Consider the following 18,649-nt stretch of genomic DNA (forward strand, 5'->3'; position numbering starts at 1 on the left):
GTGTTTTGGTGCGGTCGTTCTAGAATAATTCCACAAGGGCCGGCGCGGCGGAACCGTGCCGGGTGTCCGTCCCGCAGGAGCGCTTCGGGTCGGGAACGGAGATGAGCGTGTCGGACCCGGATCTGTCGCTCGATGCCCTCATGATCGCCGCACAGGCCGGCGACGAGGCGGCGTACCGGGCGCTGCTGAAAGCGCTCGCGACGGCGCTGCGCGGCTTCTTCTCCCGCCGGCTCGGCAGCAATGGGGCGATCGAGGACCTGGTGCAGGAGACGCTCATCGCCCTCCACGAGCGACGCGGCACCTACGACCCGCAGCGGCCCTTCGCGGCCTGGTTCTTCGCCATCGCCCGCTACAAGCTCATCGATCACGTTCGCGCCGCGCGCCGGACCGCCGCCGTCTCCGCCGACGCCCTCGACACCCTCGCCGACGCGGACGAGGAGATGGCCACCACGGCCCGCCTCGATCTCGAACGCCTCCTGGAAACGCTGCCCCCGCGCACCCGGGACCTCGTGCGGACGGTGAAGATCGAGGGCCATTCGGTGGCGCAGGCCTCGCTCACCTCCGGCCTCTCCCCCACCGCCATCCGTGTGCTGCTGCACCGGGCGGTGAAAGCCATGTCCGCCCGCGTCGGCAGCTCCGGTTCCTGACCGGCCCCGCCTTAGCGCGCGCCGATGGACTGCATGACGTGCTTCACCAGGGCCCGCTCGGAGCCGACGCCGGCCTTGCGATACATGCGCAGCCGGCAATTCTTGATGGTCCCCTTGGAGAGGCTCAGTTTCTGCGCGATCTCGCCGGTGGTCTGCCCGTTCATGAGCAGGAGCAGAATCTCCCTCTCCCGCGGCGTGAAGATGCCGAGCGCGTCTTCCAGCAGCCGGTCGGGATCCCCCCCCGCCTCGCGCTGCGGCGCGTCGAGCACATACATGCGACCGCCGGGAGCGAGGGGAAAATCACGGTCGAACACCTCTACCTTCACGGTGAGCGAACCACAGACATGGGTCTCCCCCGCCGGCGCGACGCGCAGCGCCGCCACCGCATCGGCGAGGGCGGGGACGCGCTGGGCGGCCTCGCGCCACGCCTCATTGGCGAAGACATCGACGCCGAACCGGTCCTCGATCAGCGTCGGGCGGGTGATGAAGCCTTCCACCTGCGGCCCGCGCGGGTTGCGCAGGTCGTTGAACAGCGCACCGAGATGCGAGCGGTGGAAGCCCTCCAGCATGGGGAAGATGAGCCGCGCGCGCTCGATGTCGCTCTGCGAGAAGCGCCCCGTCTCGCGCTCCAGGAACAGGCCGAAGCAGCAGTGGCCGACGGTGGAGAAGAACATGCCCAGCTCGTCGGAGATGCTGGCCAGCGTCTGGAACACCTTGTGGTACATGTCCCACGCCCGCCCCGGGGAGCGCACGTCGTTCAGCATCAGCACGCCGGGGCTGCCGTTGTTCTTCCAGTATTCCGAGAACGGATCCACCGAGGAATAGAGGTTGGAGTAATAGGCCACCACGTCGCTCGCCACGTCCTTGGTGTAGAGCACGTCCGGCGGCGCCACGCGCGAATAGCGGATGATCCAGCAGGCGTCGTGGTTGATGGCCGCGCCCGCGAGCTCCACCAGCTCGCGGTGGAAGCGGTCCGAGCCGATCACGCGGGCCACCTCGCCCACCCGCGCGAACCATTCCGGGCTGTTCAGGCGCACGGCGCTGTAGCGGGCAGGCAGGGGAGCGGACCGGGGTTGATCCGGATCGACCATCGCAACATGCCCCAACGGTATCGCCACATCTGGAATTCTTGTTGCGGCGAATAAAGCCGAAGCACAGGCGCTTGGCAATTGTCGGCACGATGGGAAGAGGCCATGGGCGCAAGCTCGCGAGGACGGGACGGATCGCGCTCTGACCGTGCAGAAAGACAATGCGTTATCCGATCTGATCGCGGATCGACCAGATCGGCGCGTGCTCCAGCGGCGCGCCCCGCCCGAGCGGGGAAAGACCGGAGAGCGCGCCGGCGACGGCCGCGCTCTCCGGCAAGGTCCCAGGAGGAAGCCCTGGGGACCGCGACGGCCTGAGGTGGCTAAGATTTCAGGCCGTGCGTTCTTCGAGCGGGTGGGTGCGCAGGCGCAGCGGATCGTAGAAGGGCGTCTTCACCACGCGGGCCGCGAAGGTGCCATCGGCGCTGCGCACCTCCAGCTCGGTGCCGCAGGCGGACAGCTCCGGCGCCACATGGGCGAGCGCGAGCGAACGCATGAGATAGCGGCTGTAGGCGGTGGAATTCACCAGCCCCACCTCCTTGCCGTCCCGGAACAGCTTCGCGCCCGGCTCGACCGCGGCGTGGTGGTCGATCTCCACGCCCACCTGCGCCACCCGCTCCTGCCCCTTGCGACGCGCCAGCGCCTCCCGGCCCCGGAAGGCGGGCTTGGACAGGTCCACGGTCCAGCCGAGCCCCACTTCCCACGGCGAGGTGTCGCCCTGGGGCATGTCGTAGGGGAAGAACAGCAGGCCCCCTTCCACCCGCACCACGTCGAGGCACGACCAGGAGGCCGGCATGACCCCGAACGGCTTGCCCGCAGCGAGGATGCTATCCCAAAGGAACACCGCATCCACCGAGGCGCAGAACACCTCGTAGCCGCGCTCGGCCGAATAGCCGCCGCGGGCGATGGACACCGGGTAGCCGAACAGCGTCGTCTTCTGGTGCCCGAAATAGGGCAGGCGCTCCAGCGCGAACGGCGTGTGGGGATTGAGGATGTCGAGCGCCTTCGGCCCCTGCAGGGAGAGGACGTGCACGTCGTTGTCCTTGGTGAAGGTCACGTCCCGCCCCTCGGCGACGCTGGGCAGGATGTCCTCCAGCGAGCCGCCGCCGTGGGAGATGCGGTAGGCGTTCGGCCCGTCGCAATAAACGAGCACGTCGTCGATAAGCGCGCCCGCCTCGTCCACCACGCTGGTGAGGGAGGAGGCCCCCGGCGCGATCCGCGAGATGTCCGAGGAGCACATCTCGTTCAGCACGGCGAGCGCCTCGCCGCCGGCGACGTCGATCATGCGCAGTGCCGAGACGTCGAACAGGCCGGCCGCGGTGCGCACCGCGATCACCTCGTCATAGGGGTCGGTGGCGTAGTTCTGCGGCACCGGCATGTCGTTCCACGCGGCCTCGAACGCGGTGCCGAGCGCACGGTGGCGGTCCGACAGCACCGAGAGGCGGGAGTAAGCGGGAAGTCCCTGTGTCATCTTGCAATATCCCTGGAGTGAGAGGGCGCTTCACCGAGCAAATTGGCTCAATTTGCTCGGTTCGCGCTCTTGAAGGATCAGAGGTGGAAGAAGAGGTCGGACACGATCACCACCACGATGCCGGCGATGAGCGCGAGATAGGGCAGGATGCCGGCGCGCTTCTCGGTCTTCGTCCCGTCGCCGACCTGCAGGTCCTCGAAGGTCTCGTGCGGGAACTTGCCGCCGTCCTGCACATAGTGCCGGTAGATGAAGACCGGAATGATGAGCGCCGCCGTGATCAGCCCCGCCCACAGGGCCACCGGGTTCCACACCTTCGCGCCGGCGCCCATGAACACGGCATTGGCGAAGGCGAAGACGGTGCCGAGCACGATGAGGATGGTGGGCGCCTTGTAGGGCCGCGCCACGTGGCCGGAATCGATGCGGTGGATCCAGCCGGAGTTGAGGTTCAGGAAGTTGAAGATGATGTAGCCCACGTTGGCCACCGCCAGCACGAAGAAGAAGCTGGTGGCATCCGCGCAGGCGATGGCGAGCAGGACGAGGTTGAACCACAGGTCCGTCCACATGGCCCGGGTCGGCGCGCCATGCTCGTTCACATGGTCGAGGAAGCGCGGCAGCCAGCCGTCCACGGCGCCCTGGTAGAGGGTGCGCGAGGAGCCCGCCATGGCCGTCATGATGGACAGCACCAGGGCGAGGATCATCAGCATCACGAGGGCGCTCTCGACGATCTTGCCGCCGCCCACCATGTGCGCCAGCGCCTGGGCGACGCCGGAGCCGTCGACGATGGCCGGATCGAGCATGCCCGACAGGCCCAGCGCCCCCTGGAAGGTGAAGGGGACCAGGATGAAGAGCGCGAGGCACAGCAGGCCCGAGTAGAAGATGGCCTTGAAGGTGTCCTTCTCGGGATTGCGGAACTCGCTGGTGTAGCAGACCGCTGTCTCGAAGCCGTAGGTGGACCAGGCGGCGATGAACAGGCCGCCGAGCACCAGCGTCCAGCCCGGGATGTTCCAGCTGCCGGGATCCGCCGCGCCGGCGGCGGCGAGCGGCACCAGCGGCGAGAAGTTGGCCCAGTCCACCTTGCCGGTGAGAATCGGCACCAGGCCGACGATGACCATGGGCACGATGACCGACAGGCCGATCCACTTCTGCACGCTGGCGGTGCCCATGATGCCCCGGTGCTGGATGGCGAACACCACCAGCATCAGCGTCGCGCCCACGAAGAAGGAGGCGTTCAGCGAGAAGGAAATGGGCCCCACCGCGTGGGAGAACAGGGTCCAGTCCCGCACGGCAGGGGTCAGCGCCGCCACCGCGGCGGCGGCCTTCTCCACGTCCGTGCCGGCAAGGCTCGCGCCATGGGCGGCGAGCCATTGCGCCACCTCGGGGCTGTTCACCGCCGGGATGGGGGCGAAGGCGTTGAGGATGTAGGCGGCGGCGATGGAGCAGCCGAGCGAGAGCACCGGGCTCCAGGCGAACCAGTTGCACCACACGGACAGGGGCGCCACCAGCTTCACATAGCGCACCCAGGCGGCCGCGCCATAGATGGAGGCGCCGCCCGACTTGTTCGGGAACAGGCCGGCGATCTCCGCATAGATGAAGGACTGGATGAAGCCCATGCCGATGGACATGGCCCAGATGAGGAAGGAGAGCGTGCCGGTGGTGCCGGCGATGCCGCCGATGGAGAACAGCACCAGCGCGGGAACGCCGCTCGCCACCCAGAAGGCCCCGGTCCAGCTGATGGAGCGGTGAAGCCGCCCCTCGCTCTCTGTCGTTGCGTGGATATTGGTAATCGTCGTCACGTTTTCCTCCCTTGTCCGGTGCTTCGGGCCGACGGCGCGCGCGGCCCGCCCGGACGTTGTTTTCTGGTGAGACACCGTGCGGCGGCCCCTTGCCCTGCCTCGGGGGCCGCCTTCCTTTCTCCTTGGACGCGATCGACTTTGCCTCCGGCGGGGATCGACTTGGCGATCTGTCCCCGCCGGACGTTTTGGTTCGGCGTTACTGAATGCCCTTCTGCTTCCGCAGTTCCTCGGCGATCTCCAGCATGTCGCCGACGATGCCGTAGCGGGCGATGGTGAAGATGGAGGCTTCCGGATCCTTGTTCACCGCCACGATGTTCTCCACGTGCTTCATGCCCCACTGGTGCTGCACGGAGCCGGAGATGCCCATGGCGATGTAGAGATTGCACTTGGCCGCCAGCTGGCCGGACTGGCCCACTTGGCGAGCCTTGGGCAGCCAGCCGCTGTCGGCAATGGGGCGCGAGCAGCCGAGCGTCGCGCCGAGGCCCTCCGCCAGCTCCAGGAACTGGGACACGTTGGCCTCGTCCCCGACCCCACGGCCGATGGAGAGGATGAAGGGCGAGCCGGGGATGTCGATGCCGCCGGTGGCCGGCGGATCGCGCCATTCCAGGTGCCGGCTGCGCGGCTTGCCCTCGCCCGCGTCCAGCGCGGAGACGGCGGGGCTCGCCGGCGTCGTGGCCGGCGCGAAGGCGCCGCCCCGCAGGGTGAGGAGCACGCCCGGGCGACCGGGAAAGTCGATCTCCACGAAGACCTTCTCGTTGTAGCCGGCGCGCGTCGCCACCACCTGCCCGTCCTCGGCGGCGAGGCCGAACACGTCGGTGGCGAACCCGAGGTCCTGGCCGATGGCGACGGCGGGGGCGAGCGCGAAGCTGTCCACGCTGTGCGGCATCAGCACGAGGGAGGGCGCGCGCGCGGCGATGACAGACTTCAGCACCGCTTCGTAGACGTGCGGCTCGAAGGTCTCCGCATCGGGACGGGCGACGGTGATCACCTCGTCCACCGCGCCGACGCTGACGGCGCCGACGAAGGGGGCGGGATCGGCGGCGATGACAAGGACGGCGACGGGACCGCCAAGGGCCGCCTTCAGCTCGCCGGCGGCGCCGATGGCCTCCAGCGTGGCGTCGCGCAGGACGCCGCGCCGGTGCTCGGCCAGGATGAGAATTCCGGACATCAGCCGTTCACCTCCGTGATGATTTCCAGGAGACGCGCCGCCTGCTGGGACGGCGTGCCCGTGATGATCTCGCCCCGGCCCCGCTCGGGCACGAAGACGCGGCGCACGCGGCTCAGCGCGCCGGCGGCGCCGATCTCGCCGTCGGCGAGGCCGATGTCGTGCGGGGACAGGCACTCGATGGCCTTGGCGTTGGCCTGCTTGATGGAGCGCAGGGAGGCGTAGCGCGGCGTGTTGATGCCGAGCTGGATGGTGAGCACCGCGGGCGTCTCCACCTCCAGCCGCTCCACGAGGCCCCCTTCCAGTTCCCGTTCCACCTGGGCGAAGGCGGCGCCGGGCTTGAACTCCAGCTTCGAGACCACCGCCGTGCGCGCCCAGCCGAGCAGCGCGCCCACCGACATCCCGGTCTGCGCATGGCCCTGGTCGGCGGATTGCGCGCCGCACAGCACGAGGTCCGGCGCCTCGTTCTCCGCCACCCGGGCGATGACGCGGGCGATGGCGACGCGGTCGGCGTCCGCGAGATCCTCGTCATCCACGCGGATGGCCCGGTCGGCGCCCTTGGCGAGGGCCTTGCGCAGCACGTCGTCGGCATCCTCCGGCCCCACGGTCAGGACCACCACCTCGACCGCCCCCTCGGGCGCCGCTTCCTTGATCTGGACGGCGGCCTCCAGCGCGTATTCGTCGAATTCGTTGAGGTCGTGCTCGCAGAAGTCGGGATCGACATCGCGGCCGTCGTCGCGAAGCTCGAACTCGTCGTCGAGCGAGGCGACGCGTTTCACCGGCACGAGTATCTTCATGGGTGTCCTCACGGCTGTTGGAAGGTTTCAAGGGGCCTGCGTGCGGCACCGATGGTGGCCGCGGCGTGGGAGACGGCGCGCTTGCCCACCGCGAAGCGCACCTGCGGCGCGTCATCGTCGGCGCGCCCCCAGGCATCCGTGAGCGGCAGGTTGGGGTGGCGGACGGCGAAGGCCCGGTTGAGGGGATAGGGATCGTCCAGCAGCAGGCGCAGCGCCGCCGCGGGAGCTTGCGGATTGAGCGCCACGGCGCGGCGCACGTCCGCCTCGGAATGCACGGCGAGGCGGTGCAGCGCCTCCTCCCGCGCCATCGGATTGCGTGCAACGGCCGAGGCCACGTCCACCGCCCCTGCGGTGGCCTCCTCCGCCTCCAGTTGCCTCAGCGCTTCGGCGGGCAGGTCCGGACGGCAGGCGACGGCGGCGCGCACCCATGGGTCGGCGTCGCCGGCGAGGCGGGCGAGCACGTCCGGCGGGCAGCCGGGGTTGCGGCCGGCGGCGTGGCGCACGCCCGGCTGGGCATCCTGGCACAGGCTGAGGACCAGCGACGTGGGCAGGCTCGGATTGCGGGCGAGCCAAATGCGCACCCACACATCCGCATCGCGAGAGAGGGTCTCGGCCAGGTCCTCCGGCAGCGCCGCATGCCGGGCCTGGGCCCGACGGACGCGCACGTCGCCATCATCCGCCAGCGACACGCCTTGCCGCTCCGCATGGAGGCGCAGGGCCTCGGCCCGCACGGCGGGGTCCGCGTCGCGCAGCAGCGCCTGCCGCAGGCTCGGCGGCAGCGCGGGATTGCCCGCCGCGCGGCGACGGATGGCGGCATCGGCGTCCACGCAGGCGTCGGCAACGCGGGTGAGCGGGCAATGGGGATGGGCCACCACCTCCGCGCGGACGACGGCGCCACCGCCGAGGAGGGCGCGCAGCAGCTCCCCGTCCGCCTGCGGATGCCGGGCGACGCCGGCACGCTCCACCTCTGTCGCGCCGTCCAGCAGCGCATGGAGGGCCAGCGCCGGCGTCGCCGGATTGCGCAGCAGCGCGGCGCGCACGGCCGCGTCCGCATCGGCGGCGAGGCCGGCCAGCACCACGTCCGGCGTGTTGGCATGTGCCGCTATCGCCGCGCGCATGGCCCCGCCTTCCATGCGTCGGGCGAGCCGCAGGAGCGTCGCGCCGGAGGTGGCCGGATTGCGCACGATGCGCTGGAGGATGGCGGGCCGCTCCTCCCCCGCCAGAAGATCGAGGAAGGCGGGCGGCGTGAAGGGCAGCGCGGCGAAAACCAGCTTCAGCCGCGCACTGGCCAGCAGCAGCCGCGCCAGCGCCGCCCGGGTGCCCTGCGCGCCGTCCGCCCCGTAGGCCGGCAGCGCCAGATAGGCATCGCCGCGGGCGAGGAGCGCGCCCGTCAACGCAGCCATGTCGGCGGGCGCGCCCATCGCTAGCCCACCTCGGCGGGGGCGGCGAGGATGGCCGGCTCTTCGGGCTCGAGCGCCTCGGCGAGCAGTTCGGTCAGCTCCAGCACACGGAAGTTGCGCTCGTTGCCGGTGGTCTTCACCGCATCTTCCAGCATGGTCATGCACTTGGGGCAGTTGACCACCAGCGCGTCGAGGCCGGCGATCTCCGCCGCCTCCCGCGCGCGGATCTCGCCCACCTTGGTGGTGCCGGGCGGATCCGGCACCCACACGCGCCCGCCCCCGCCGCCGCAGCAGAAGGAATTGTCGCGGCTCTTGCCCAGCTCCACGAGCTTCACCCCGGTGGCGGCCAGCACGTCGCGCGGGGCGTCGTAGCCCTTGTTCAGGCGGCCGAGATGGCAGGGGTCGTGATAGGTGACGGTGAAGTCCAGCTTGCGGGCCGGCGCGATGCGCCCCGCCTCGATCAGCTCCTTCAGGAAGGCGCTGGCGTGGCTCACCTCATAGCTGCCGCCGAGGTCCGGATACTCGTTCTTCAGCGTGTTGAAGGAGTGCGGGTCGGTGGTGACGATGCGCTTGAACGCGCAGCCCTCCAGCGTCGCGATGTTGCCCTCGGCCAGCTGCTGGAACAGCCCCTCCTCGCCCACGCGGCGGATGTCGTTGCCGGCAGTGGTCTCGCCCTCGTAGAGGATGCCGAAGTCGATGCCGGCGGCATGGAGGATGCGGGCGAAGGCGCGGCTGACCTTCTGGTTGCGCGGATCGAAGCTCGCGTAGTCGCCCACGAACCACAGCACGTCCACCGGCTCCTTGCGCGCGTCCTTGATCTTGAAGGGCAGGTCCTTGGTCCAGTTGGGCCGCTTGCGGCGGCTTTCGTTGAAGCAGTTGCCGGTCTTGTTCACCGCCCCCAGCGTGCGCTGGAGCGCCGGGTCCATCTCGCCCTCGTCCACCAGCGTGCGGCGGAGCATGTTGATGAGCGGCACGTGCTCCACCCCCACCGGGCAGATCTCCGTGCAGGCGCCGCACTGGCGGCACGACCAGAGCGTCTCCGGGCGGATCTCGCCGGTGGCGAGGCCGAGGAGCGGCGTGGCGCAGCCGGCGGCGCGGGGCTTCGGCAGCACCTCGCCGAGGTGGGCGTTGGCCTGCTCGCGGAGCGTCAGCACCACGTCGCGCGGGGAAAGCGGATAGCCCGCGGCGCGCGCCGGGCAGGCCTCATGGCAGCGGCCGCACTTGGTGCAGGCATCCGCCTGGACCAGATAGCGGCTCGCGACGTCTCCCAGCTCGCGATAGCCGATGCGCGCGGCATCGAGGTCGCCGAGGGGCAGGCGGCGCGCCGCGTCGGGGTCGCGCAGCAGCCAGGAGGTGGCGGCGGTGAATATGTGCTTCGCCTTGGTATAGGGGATGAGGGCGATGAAGGTGAGGGCCAGCACGCCGTGCACCCACCACAGGCCCATGCGCAGCGCCCCGGCGCCCGGGCTGGTGAAGCCCACCGCCTTGAGCCCGGCGGCAATGGCCGCGCCCACCGGCGCCCACCAGCGCGTGTCCCACACCGCCGGATCGCCCTGGAGCCACACCATGCGCGCGCCGGACAGCAGGAAGCCGGTGACGCCGATGAGCAGCAGCGTCCACAGGAAGGCCCAGTCCTCGATGCGGTAGCGCTCGCGGGAGAAGTCGGCATCCTGCGGCGCGCGGTCGGGGCGGGTGTAGTCGAGCTTGGGCGGACGCAGCCAGCCGCGCCGCCACATCATGTAGGCGAGGCCGCAGATGAAGGCGGTGCCGGCGACGGTCATGGCCAGCTTGAACAGAAGATAAAAGTGCCCGTGCCAGAATTCGAGGCCGATCAGCGGGCCGAGAATGTCTTCCTGCAACGTGATGGTGGCGGTGCCGATGAAGAGCAGCGCGAAGCCGTAGAAGATGAAGGCATGCAGCCGCCCCGCCGGCTTGTCCCGCCGCCGGAGCGCGCGGTGGGAGGCGATCACCTTCGCCGTGTCCACGAGACGCCGGCCCATATCCGCCCAGGCGACGCGCGTGCCCCGCCGGCCGCTCAGATACTTGCGGACCTGCACATAAACGCCCCAGCAGAAGGCCGAGATGCAGCCGATGGCATAGACGTAGAAGAGCGCGAGCATCCAGGGCGAAAAATCCTGGAACAGGATGCGCGTGACCTTTGACGGATCGATGCCGGTCGGAATCATCTCGTGCTCGCCCTCTGGATTTTTTCTTGGTCGTGCCTTCGCCTGCGGCGCGCATCGGCCCATCGCCGGGCCGGGCTCCGCCTCCGCAGGTATGCGCAAGGGCCCGGCCACAACCGGGCATGCGGGGCGCGCCCTGCGCGCCCCGCCCGCTTCGCCCAGGGCGAGGGGAACTAGCCCTGGTAGCGGATCTCGTAGGAACCGCCCGGCTGGTAGGGCGCGCCATAGACGGCGGCCTCCCGGCGATAGGGCTTCGGCTCCTGCGGGTTCGCCTCCTCGATCTCGCGGGCGAGGCGCTGCCCGTCGAAGGTGGCGTCGGCGATGAGCTTGGGGGCCCAGGCGTCGCCGATCACGTACACGCCCTTGATGCCACGGGCGTCCCACTCACCGGACCGCGCCTTCAGCCCCCGGAAGAGGCCGTCGTCGGAGCGGCGTGCCGTGACGAGAACGAGCGTGTCGAACTCGTGCCAGGCGTGGGTGGTGTTGGCCGTGCGGGGCATCTTGCCGGGGCCGGTGTAGATGCGCTTATGGCCGTCGCCCCAGAGGTTGTAGAGCTCGATCCGCCCGTCCTCCACGCGGCTCGCCCAGGTGCTCGAGAGCACGTTGATGTGCAGCTCGTGCAGCATGCGGTGCATGTTCGGGGCTTCGAGGGTGAAGTGCATGTAGCGGCCGAGCTCGACACCGGACGCCACCGTCACCTCATGCCCCGCCTCGGCCAGCTTCTGGGCCAGGCTCGGCGCCATGTAGTAGGGGTCGGCATTGAGGATCACGACGCGCTTGCCGATCGGCTTGGTGCCGCGGATCACGTCCTCCGGGGTCAGCACGTTGGCGCGCGGCGTCTCCAGGCCCGGAATGGGCGCGTGGGTGAGGCAGTTGGTGCCGTCCGTCACCCAGTGCGCGCCGGTGGCGATCACCACCTTGTCGGCGCCGTAGGAGAGCACGTCCTCCACCGTGAGCTTCTTGCCGCCGAGGGCGATCTGGCTGTCGCGGTTGCGCTTCACCAGCTTGCCGAGCTGCACCTCGCGGTAGTCGCGGTGGTAGCTCCACTCGCCGAGGCCCGGCAGGCTCGCCACCTCGTTCACATAGCCGCCGACCTTCTCGGCGCTGTCCACGAGGTGAACCACATAGCCGCGCTCCATGAGCACGCGGGCGCATTCGGAGCCGGAGGGGCCGGCGCCCACCACCAGGATGGCGTCGTCGGAGCCCTTCTTGGGGAAGCGCTCCGGATGCCAGCCGCGGCGGAACTCCTCGCCGGCGGTCGCGTTCTGGGTGCAGATCATGGGCGGGCCGCCGATCTCCCAGCGGGAGATGCAGACGTTGCAGCCGATGCAGGTGCGGATGTCGTCGAGGCGGCCGTCGCGGATCTTTTCCGGCAGGAAGGGATCGGCGATGGAGGGCCGGGCGGCGCCGATCACGTCGAGCTCGCCGTTGCGGATGACCTCGACCATCTTCTCCGGATCGGTGAAGCGGCCGACGCCGAGCACGCACTTCTTCGAGGCCTGCTTCACGAACTTCTGCCAGGAGAGCTGATGGCCCTGGCGGTAGAAGCGCGAGGGGCCGGCATCCTCGCCCCATTCGGCGATGTCGCCCACGTTCACGTCCCACAGGTCCACGAGGTCATCGGCCAGCTCGACGAACTTCAGGCCGTCGCGCTCCACCTCGATGCCTTCCTCGCCGATCAGCGTATCGACGGCGAAGCGGGTGGCGATGGCGCATTCGGAGCCTACGGTCGCCTTCATCTGCTCCAGCGTCTCGATCCAGAAGCGGGCGCGGTTCTCGAAGCTTCCACCGTACTTGTCGGTGCGCTTGTTGTAGTATTTGGAAAGGAACTGCAGCGGCAGGTAGGAATGGGCGCCGTAGCAATAGATGATGTCGAATCCAGCATCACGGGCGCGGCGCGCCGCCTCCACGTAGAAGCCCTGCACGCGACGGATGTCGTCGTGGTCCATCTCGTGGCAATAGGTGAGGGATTCGAACTCGGAGGCATACTGGCTCGGCCCGCGCGCGGTCTGGCGCGTCTCCATGCAAGGCGCGTGGGCGCCGCCGTACCACAGCTCCACGCCGGCGAGCGCGCCGTACTTGTGGATCTCGGACGTCATCGCCGCGAGGTTGCGCACGTCTCCCTCGTCCCAGATGCGGGCGGACACGCGATGCGTGTCGTCGGATTCGGGATGGATGGAACAGTATTCGGTGTTGAGCGCCGCCCAGCCGCCTTCGGCCTTGAGCGAGCGGTGCGCGGCCTGGAAGCCGGGCTTGTCGGAACCGGCGCCGATGCAGTGCGGCACCTGGTAGAAGCGATTCCGAAGGGTTTTCGGCCCGATCTTGATCGGCTCGAAAAGAATATCGTATTTGCTGACACCCAGCGTTTCGTGCGTCATCTCAACTCCCCGTTTAAAATCCGGAAGGCAGGCGTGTGACGACCGGATCTCTTCGCCGAAAAAGACAAGCAGGGAGCTCGGCGCGCACGAGGGCACGCTCGAAAACTGTCGTTTCTCGAGGATGAGCTTGCTTGTCTGTTCCCGGTCGTTTTCTTATTGGGAGAATTCTAACTCGCCCGGCCACGCCTCCGGCAATAGTGCCAAATGGCACTATCGTGACATGCGGCACCGCAATACATGCCAGTGCTTCAGCGGGAGGAAGATGAGCGGAAGGAAAATCGCCGGCTCCGCCGTCCCGCCCCCTGGGGAAAGAGCCGGTGGGCGGCGCCCTTGAGAGGCGCTTTCGGCGTTGCGGAATCCCTTCCCGCCGCCAGTCGCAGGCAGCGGTGACGCACGCACGCGCGAAGCCGCTCTCGGAGAGGAAATGCCGCCGCCCGGCCGCCCCCCGCCTCGGCGGCGCCCCCGACCTCGGCGCCGTCACCGGCAGGACGGGCGCCGTCATCGCCGCGGCCAGGACCATCCCCACCGCGATCTTCATCGAGCTGCCGGCGCAAGGCCAAGCCATCTCCCTCGCCCGCGGCGCGGCCTGATGCGCCGCGCCGGTGAGCCGCGGCCAGCGGCGCCCCGCAGGCCGCGGCTCACCGGACAGCCTCCCACAGGCGCGGGGAAGCCATGCGCCCGCCCTGCCCGCCCGCGCGGTGACGACCGGGAGACGCCCCGCCTTGCGGGGGTGCCGGCAAAGGAGGCGGCGCGGCCCCGGCGCGACGAAGTCTCTCGACGCGATATTCGTCGAGATTTTCGACACTTCATTTCCCGCTGGGCTCCGCCCCATAACCGATCCCATAAATCAAATTTTGTGCACAAAAAATCATTTAATTTCATGAAATTACGCTATTCAGCCCCATTCGAGGCCGGGCCTGCCTAAAATTTGGATATGAATCATGTTGACGGAAAAGTCCGACAACGCCTACCGTTCCCGCCATTGCAGCCTTGCCGAAGGTGGTCCCCCATGATGTCCGCTTCCTTCGACCGGCGCCGCGCAGCGGGAGTGATGCTCGCTGCCGGGGCGGTCGCGTTCGCCTCTTTCCTTCAACCTGCGCATGCCGCGGACGATGTGGTGGTGGGTGTCATCCAGCCCCTCTCCGGGCCCAATGCCCAGTTCGGCATCGGCGCCGAGCGCGGCACCGCGCTTGCGGCGGAGATGATCAACGCGGCCGGCGGCATCAAGGCGCTGGGCGGGGCCAGGATCAAGCTGGTGTCGGCCGACGTGCCCACCCCCAACACCGCGGCCGCCACCACCCAGCGCCTCATCTCGCAGAACGGTGTGAGCGCGGTGGTGGGCGCCTTCGTCTCCTCCACCACGCTGGCCGCCTCGGAAGTCACCGAGCGCGCGGGCATTCCCCTCGTCACCTTCGCCTTCGCTGACCAGATCACCGGGCGCGGCTACAATTACGTGTTCCAGGTCTCGCCGAAGGGCACGGTGTTCGGCGCGGCGCAGTTCGATTATGCCACCGCCATCGCCAAGGCCGCCGGCGAGAAGATCGACAAGATCGCCATCCTCTACGAGGACACCGCCTACGGCACCGCCCAGGCCAAGGGCCTGCGCGAGGCGGCCCAGAAAGCCGGCGTCGCCGTGGTGCTGGACGAGGCCTATCCGCTGGGCATCACGGACGTTTCCCCGCTGGTGAACAAGCTGCGCGCCTCCGGCGCCCAGATCGCCTTCCCGGTGTCGTATCTCAACGACAGCCTGCTCATCATCCGCGCCCTGCGCCAGCAGCAGATCGACATTCCGGTCATCGGCGGCGCGGCGGGCTACATCATCCCCGACTTCAAGAAGGGCCTCGGCGACTATGCCGAGAACGTGCTCTCCGTGGCCGCCGCGTCGGGCGACCTGATCCCCGAGCTGGCGAAGAAGTACAAGGAGAAGTACGGCACCTTCATCACCCACGAGGCGATCATCCACGCCGCGGCGCTGGATGCGGTGGCGCAGGCCATGGAGAAGGCCGGGTCGTCCGACCCGCAGAAGGTGCGCGACGCTCTTGCGACCCTCGACACCTGCACCGGCCTCGCCAAGGGCGTGCCCGGCGGCTGCATCAAGTTCGACAAGACGGGCCTCAACGCCTCCGCCTTCCCGGTATTCGTGCAGTGGCGCGGCGACGAGCCCGTCACCGTCTACCCGCCCCAGGCCGCCAAGGCCGAGCCCATCTGGCGTGGCAAGCCGGTGAAGTGAGGCTGCCCGCCCATCATCCCACCCCTCCCCGCCCCTCGGCGCGGGGTGGAGCAGCGGCCGGGCATCACACCAAGCCCTGATCGGCGTGATGCCCGGCCGTGCCGGCGGACGAGACGACCTCGCCCCCGAAGCGCACAGATCCGCCCTCTCCCCCAGGGGGCGCTCCTCCAACCCCGCGGGACCCTCATGCTCCAGGCCCTTGTCGATGGCATCCTGCTCGGCGGCGTCTACGGCGTCATCGCCACGGGACTGTCGCTTGTTTTCGGCGTGCTCGGCGTCGTCAATTTCGCCCATGCCGAATTCCTGATGCTCGGCATGTATGTGGCCTGGTTCGCCTGGCGCTGGCTGGGGCTCGATCCCATGCTGGGGTCGGTGCTCTCCTTCATCGTGGTGTTCGCCATCGGCTACCTGGTGCAGCGCACCCTCATCGAGCGGGTGCTGAAAGCGCCGCCGGCGGCTCAGGTGTTCCTCACCGTGGGCCTGCTGATCACCATCGAGAATGCGGCGCTCATGGCGTTCGGCTCGGAATTCCGCTCGGTGAGCGTGCCCTACCAGGTGGAGGGCTATCGCCTCGGCGACATCTTCGTCGGCGCCCCCTATCTCTACGCCTTCATCGCCGCGGTGCTGCTGTCCGGTGCCCTGTGGCTGTTCCTCGAGCGCTCCTGGACCGGGCGCGCCATCCGCGCCGTGGCGCAGGATGCCATGGCCTCGACGCTGGTGGGCGTGGATACGCGGCGCACCTACGGGCTCGCCTTCGGCCTCGGCGTCGCCCTCACCGCCTTCGGCGGGGCGGTGATCCTGCCCTACATCACGGTCAGCCCCACCATCGGCGGGCAGTTCGTGGTGCTCATGTTCACGGTGGTGGTGCTGGGCGGCCTCGGCTCGGTGGCCGGGGCGCTGGCGGGCGGGATCATGGTGGGGGTGGTGCAGTCCATGTCCACCCTCGTCTTCCCCATCCAGCTGCAGAACCTCTGCCTGTTCGTGATCTTCATCGCCGTTCTCGCCCTGCGCCCGCAGGGCCTCATCAAGGGCGCCTGAGCCATGCGGATCCGTCTTACGCCCGCCCGCGTGGCGCTCGTGGTGTTCTTCCTCGCCGCCGCGATCCTGCCCGTCTTCGCCGACCCGCGCGGGCACCTGCTGCGGGTGGCCGCCATGGTGCTGCTGTTCGCGGCCATGGCGCAGTCGTGGAACATCGTCGGCGGCCTCGCCAACCAGATCTCGCTGGGCCACGCCGCCTTCTTCGGCCTGGGCGCCTACACGTCGACGCTGCTGTTCCTGAAGCTCGGCATCTCCCCGTGGATCGGCATGCTCGCCGGAGCCGTCGTAGCGGGCGGAGCGGCGGCGCTGCTCTCCATCCCCACCTTCCGGCTGAAGGGGCACTATTTCGCGCTGGCCACCCTCGCCTTCGCCGAGGTGATGCGGGTGATCGCCAACAGCTGGGCCAGCCTCACCGGCGGGCCGGTGGGCCTCTCCATTCCCTTCATGGGCACGCAGCCGGCCTATTTCGCCTTCCGCGCGGTCTCCTCTTACTACTGGATCATCCTGGGGCTGCTCGCCTTCGTGTGCCTCGTCTTCCATCTGCTGGCATCGGGGGCCATCGGCTACCGGCTGCGCGCGGTGCGGGAGAACGAGAATGCGGCGGAGGTGGCGGGCGTCGATACGTTCCGGGTGAAGCTCACCGCCAGCGTCATCTCGGCGGCGCTCACCGCCATGTGCGGCACGGTGTTCGCCCAGTTCACCTTCTTCTTCGACCCGGACTCCATCTTCGCCCTCGCCGGCATCTCCGTGCGCATGGCCATGATCGCCATCGTCGGCGGGCTCGGCACGCTTGGCGGCCCCATCCTCGGCGCCCTGTTCCTGATCCCGCTGGAGGAGGTGGCCAATGCGACGCTCTCCTCCCAGGCGGCGGGCCTCTCGCAATTCGTGTTCGGCGTGATCCTCATCGCCGCCATCCTCATCCAGCCCCGCGGCCTCATGGCCTGGTGGCCGAAGAAGCGGCCTGCGGCCAAGGCCGCGCCGACGGCCGCGATGCCCGCCGCCGGGAAGGGAGCCTGACCATGGGCGTGCTGCTTCAAGCCGAAGCCATCTGCGTCACCTTCGGCGGCCTGAAGGCGGTGGACGGCGTGTCCTTCACCATGGGGGCGGGCGAGATCATCGGCCTCATCGGCCCCAACGGGGCGGGCAAGACCACCTTGTTCAATGCTCTGGTCGGCCTCCAGCCGCTGACCTCCGGCGCGGTGCGCCTCGATGGCGAGACCATCTCCGGCCTCAAGCCCCACAAGGTGGCGGCGAAGGGCATGACCAAGACCTTCCAGAATGCCGCCCTCTTCCCGGACATGAGCGTGGCCGAGAACGTCACCACCGCCGCCCTGCTGCGCCACGACCTGAAAGGCGCGCGGGCGAAGGCGGAAGCCGTGCTGGACAAGCTCGGCCTCGGCCCTATCGCCGATGCCGACGTGCGCGACCTCACCTTTCCCCAGAAGGCGCTGGTGGAGATGGCCCGGGCGCTCGCCACCGAGCCGCGCGTGCTGCTGCTGGACGAGGTGATGGCGGCCCTCACCCCCACCGAGATGGACGAGGTGATGGCCGTCATCCGCGCGCTCCGCAGCGAAGGCCTCAGCTTCCTCGTGGTGGAGCACCACATGCGCGCCATCATGGCCCTGTGCGACCGCCTGCTGGCGGTGAATTTCGGCCGCCTGCTGGCGCAAGGCACGCCGCGCGAGGTCGCCGCCGACCCGCAGGTCATCGAAGCCTATCTCGGCCACGGCGCCGCCGGGAAGGAGGGCGCACATGCTTGAAATCCGCGACCTGTCCGCCGCCTATGGCGGGCCGGATGTGCTCTCGTCCGTGAGCCTGGAGGTGAAGGCGGGGGAAACGGTGGCCGTGCTCGGCGCCAACACGGCGGGCAAGACCACCCTGCTGCGCGCCATCTCCGGCCTCATCCCCAGGGCAAGGGGGCACATCGCCTTCGAGGGCACGGCGCTCATGGGGCGGCCGGCGCACACCATTCCCGCCCTCGGCATCGGCCACGTGCCGGAAGGCCGGCACGTCTTCCCGCGCATGACGACGCTGGACAACCTCATGATGGGCGCCTTCTTCCATCGCGGCGCCAGGGACATCACCCAGCGCATCGAGCGGGTGTTCGCCCTGTTTCCCCGCCTCAAGGAGCGGCAGGGGCAGATGGCGGGCTCCATGTCCGGCGGCGAGCAGCAGATGGTCTCCATCGGCCGCGCGCTGATGGGGCAGCCGAAGCTGCTGCTGCTGGACGAGCCGAGCCACGGCCTCGCCCCCATCGTGGTGGACGAGCTGCACGCCGCCATCGGCGCCATCAACCGGCAGGGGGTCTCGGTGCTGCTGGTGGAGCAGAACGCCATGCTGGCGCTCTCCGTCGCCCATCGCGGCTACGTGCTGGAGGCCGGGCACGTGGTGCTCGCCGGCACGTCCCGGCAGCTCGCCGCCGATCCGGGCGTGAAGCGCGCCTATCTCGGGGTGTGACATTC

At 69.3% G+C, this 18,649-nt stretch carries 15 protein-coding genes; 7 read left to right on the forward strand and 8 right to left on the reverse strand.

Annotation, left to right across the window (positions count from 1 at the left end):
* Window positions 1-101 precede the first annotated feature (101 nt).
* Window positions 102-647, forward strand: coding sequence for a sigma-70 family RNA polymerase sigma factor (locus V5F59_RS15950; RefSeq protein WP_393976191.1), 546 nt, complete (start codon window positions 102-104; stop codon window positions 645-647).
* Between the two features lie 11 nt (window positions 648-658).
* Here V5F59_RS15950 and V5F59_RS15955 read toward each other — a convergent pair whose 3' ends face one another.
* The 8 genes from V5F59_RS15955 to V5F59_RS15990 form a co-directional block, all read right to left on the reverse strand.
* Window positions 659-1,738 carry a helix-turn-helix transcriptional regulator gene (locus V5F59_RS15955; RefSeq protein ID WP_393976192.1) on the reverse strand — a complete coding sequence of 360 codons (1,080 nt, stop codon included), beginning with the start codon at window positions 1,736-1,738 and terminating at the stop codon, window positions 659-661.
* Window positions 1,739-2,063: 325 nt separating this feature from the next.
* The gene (locus tag V5F59_RS15960) at window positions 2,064-3,203 is read right to left on the reverse strand and encodes an aminomethyl transferase family protein (protein ID WP_393976193.1); all 1,140 of its coding nucleotides are present in this window, start codon (window positions 3,201-3,203) and stop codon (window positions 2,064-2,066) included.
* A 77-nt stretch (window positions 3,204-3,280) separates the two neighbouring features.
* The gene (locus V5F59_RS15965) at window positions 3,281-4,996 is read right to left on the reverse strand and encodes a trimethylamine N-oxide permease (protein ID WP_393976194.1); all 1,716 of its coding nucleotides are present in this window, start codon (window positions 4,994-4,996) and stop codon (window positions 3,281-3,283) included.
* Window positions 4,997-5,192: 196 nt separating this feature from the next.
* A complete protein-coding gene (locus tag V5F59_RS15970; protein WP_393976195.1) occupies window positions 5,193-6,164 on the reverse strand; it encodes an electron transfer flavoprotein subunit alpha/FixB family protein in 972 nt (323 codons plus the stop codon).
* A complete protein-coding gene (locus V5F59_RS15975; protein WP_393976196.1) occupies window positions 6,164-6,958 on the reverse strand; it encodes an electron transfer flavoprotein subunit beta/FixA family protein in 795 nt (264 codons plus the stop codon). The genes V5F59_RS15970 and V5F59_RS15975 overlap by 1 nt, the downstream gene beginning before the upstream one ends.
* A gap of 8 nt (window positions 6,959-6,966) precedes the next feature.
* Window positions 6,967-8,379 carry a hypothetical protein gene (locus V5F59_RS15980; protein WP_393976197.1) on the reverse strand — a complete coding sequence of 471 codons (1,413 nt, stop codon included), beginning with the start codon at window positions 8,377-8,379 and terminating at the stop codon, window positions 6,967-6,969.
* 2 nt (window positions 8,380-8,381) lie between these two features.
* Window positions 8,382-10,544: a heterodisulfide reductase-related iron-sulfur binding cluster gene (locus tag V5F59_RS15985; protein ID WP_393976198.1), complete on the reverse strand. Its 2,163-nt coding sequence runs from the start codon at window positions 10,542-10,544 to the stop codon at window positions 8,382-8,384.
* 170 nt (window positions 10,545-10,714) lie between these two features.
* Window positions 10,715-12,919, reverse strand: a complete 2,205-nt coding sequence (locus tag V5F59_RS15990) for an oxidoreductase (RefSeq protein ID WP_393976199.1) — start codon at window positions 12,917-12,919, stop codon at window positions 10,715-10,717.
* Between the two features lie 386 nt (window positions 12,920-13,305).
* Here V5F59_RS15990 and V5F59_RS15995 point away from each other — a divergent pair, with 386 nt between their 5' ends.
* The 6 genes from V5F59_RS15995 (at window position 13,306) to V5F59_RS16020 (ending at window position 18,644) form a co-directional block, all read left to right on the forward strand.
* Entirely contained in the window at window positions 13,306-13,509 is a 204-nt protein-coding gene (locus V5F59_RS15995) for a hypothetical protein (RefSeq protein ID WP_393976200.1), read from the forward strand.
* A gap of 419 nt (window positions 13,510-13,928) precedes the next feature.
* Window positions 13,929-15,149, forward strand: coding sequence for an ABC transporter substrate-binding protein (locus V5F59_RS16000; protein WP_393976201.1), 1,221 nt, complete (start codon window positions 13,929-13,931; stop codon window positions 15,147-15,149).
* A gap of 186 nt (window positions 15,150-15,335) precedes the next feature.
* On the forward strand, window positions 15,336-16,187 hold the full coding sequence (locus V5F59_RS16005) for a branched-chain amino acid ABC transporter permease (RefSeq protein WP_393976202.1): 852 nt from the start codon (window positions 15,336-15,338) through the stop codon (window positions 16,185-16,187).
* A 3-nt stretch (window positions 16,188-16,190) separates the two neighbouring features.
* On the forward strand, window positions 16,191-17,204 hold the full coding sequence (locus V5F59_RS16010; protein ID WP_393976203.1) for a branched-chain amino acid ABC transporter permease: 1,014 nt from the start codon (window positions 16,191-16,193) through the stop codon (window positions 17,202-17,204).
* Between the two features lie 2 nt (window positions 17,205-17,206).
* The gene (locus V5F59_RS16015; protein ID WP_393976204.1) at window positions 17,207-17,947 is read left to right on the forward strand and encodes an ABC transporter ATP-binding protein; all 741 of its coding nucleotides are present in this window, start codon (window positions 17,207-17,209) and stop codon (window positions 17,945-17,947) included.
* Window positions 17,940-18,644 carry an ABC transporter ATP-binding protein gene (locus V5F59_RS16020; protein WP_393976205.1) on the forward strand — a complete coding sequence of 235 codons (705 nt, stop codon included), beginning with the start codon at window positions 17,940-17,942 and terminating at the stop codon, window positions 18,642-18,644. Before V5F59_RS16015 ends, V5F59_RS16020 begins: the two co-directional genes overlap by 8 nt.
* The last annotated feature ends 5 nt before the right edge of the window (window positions 18,645-18,649 follow it).

This window comes from Xanthobacter nonsaccharivorans (assembly GCF_043194755.2).
GTDB classification, from domain to species: domain Bacteria; phylum Pseudomonadota; class Alphaproteobacteria; order Rhizobiales; family Xanthobacteraceae; genus Xanthobacter; species Xanthobacter autotrophicus_G.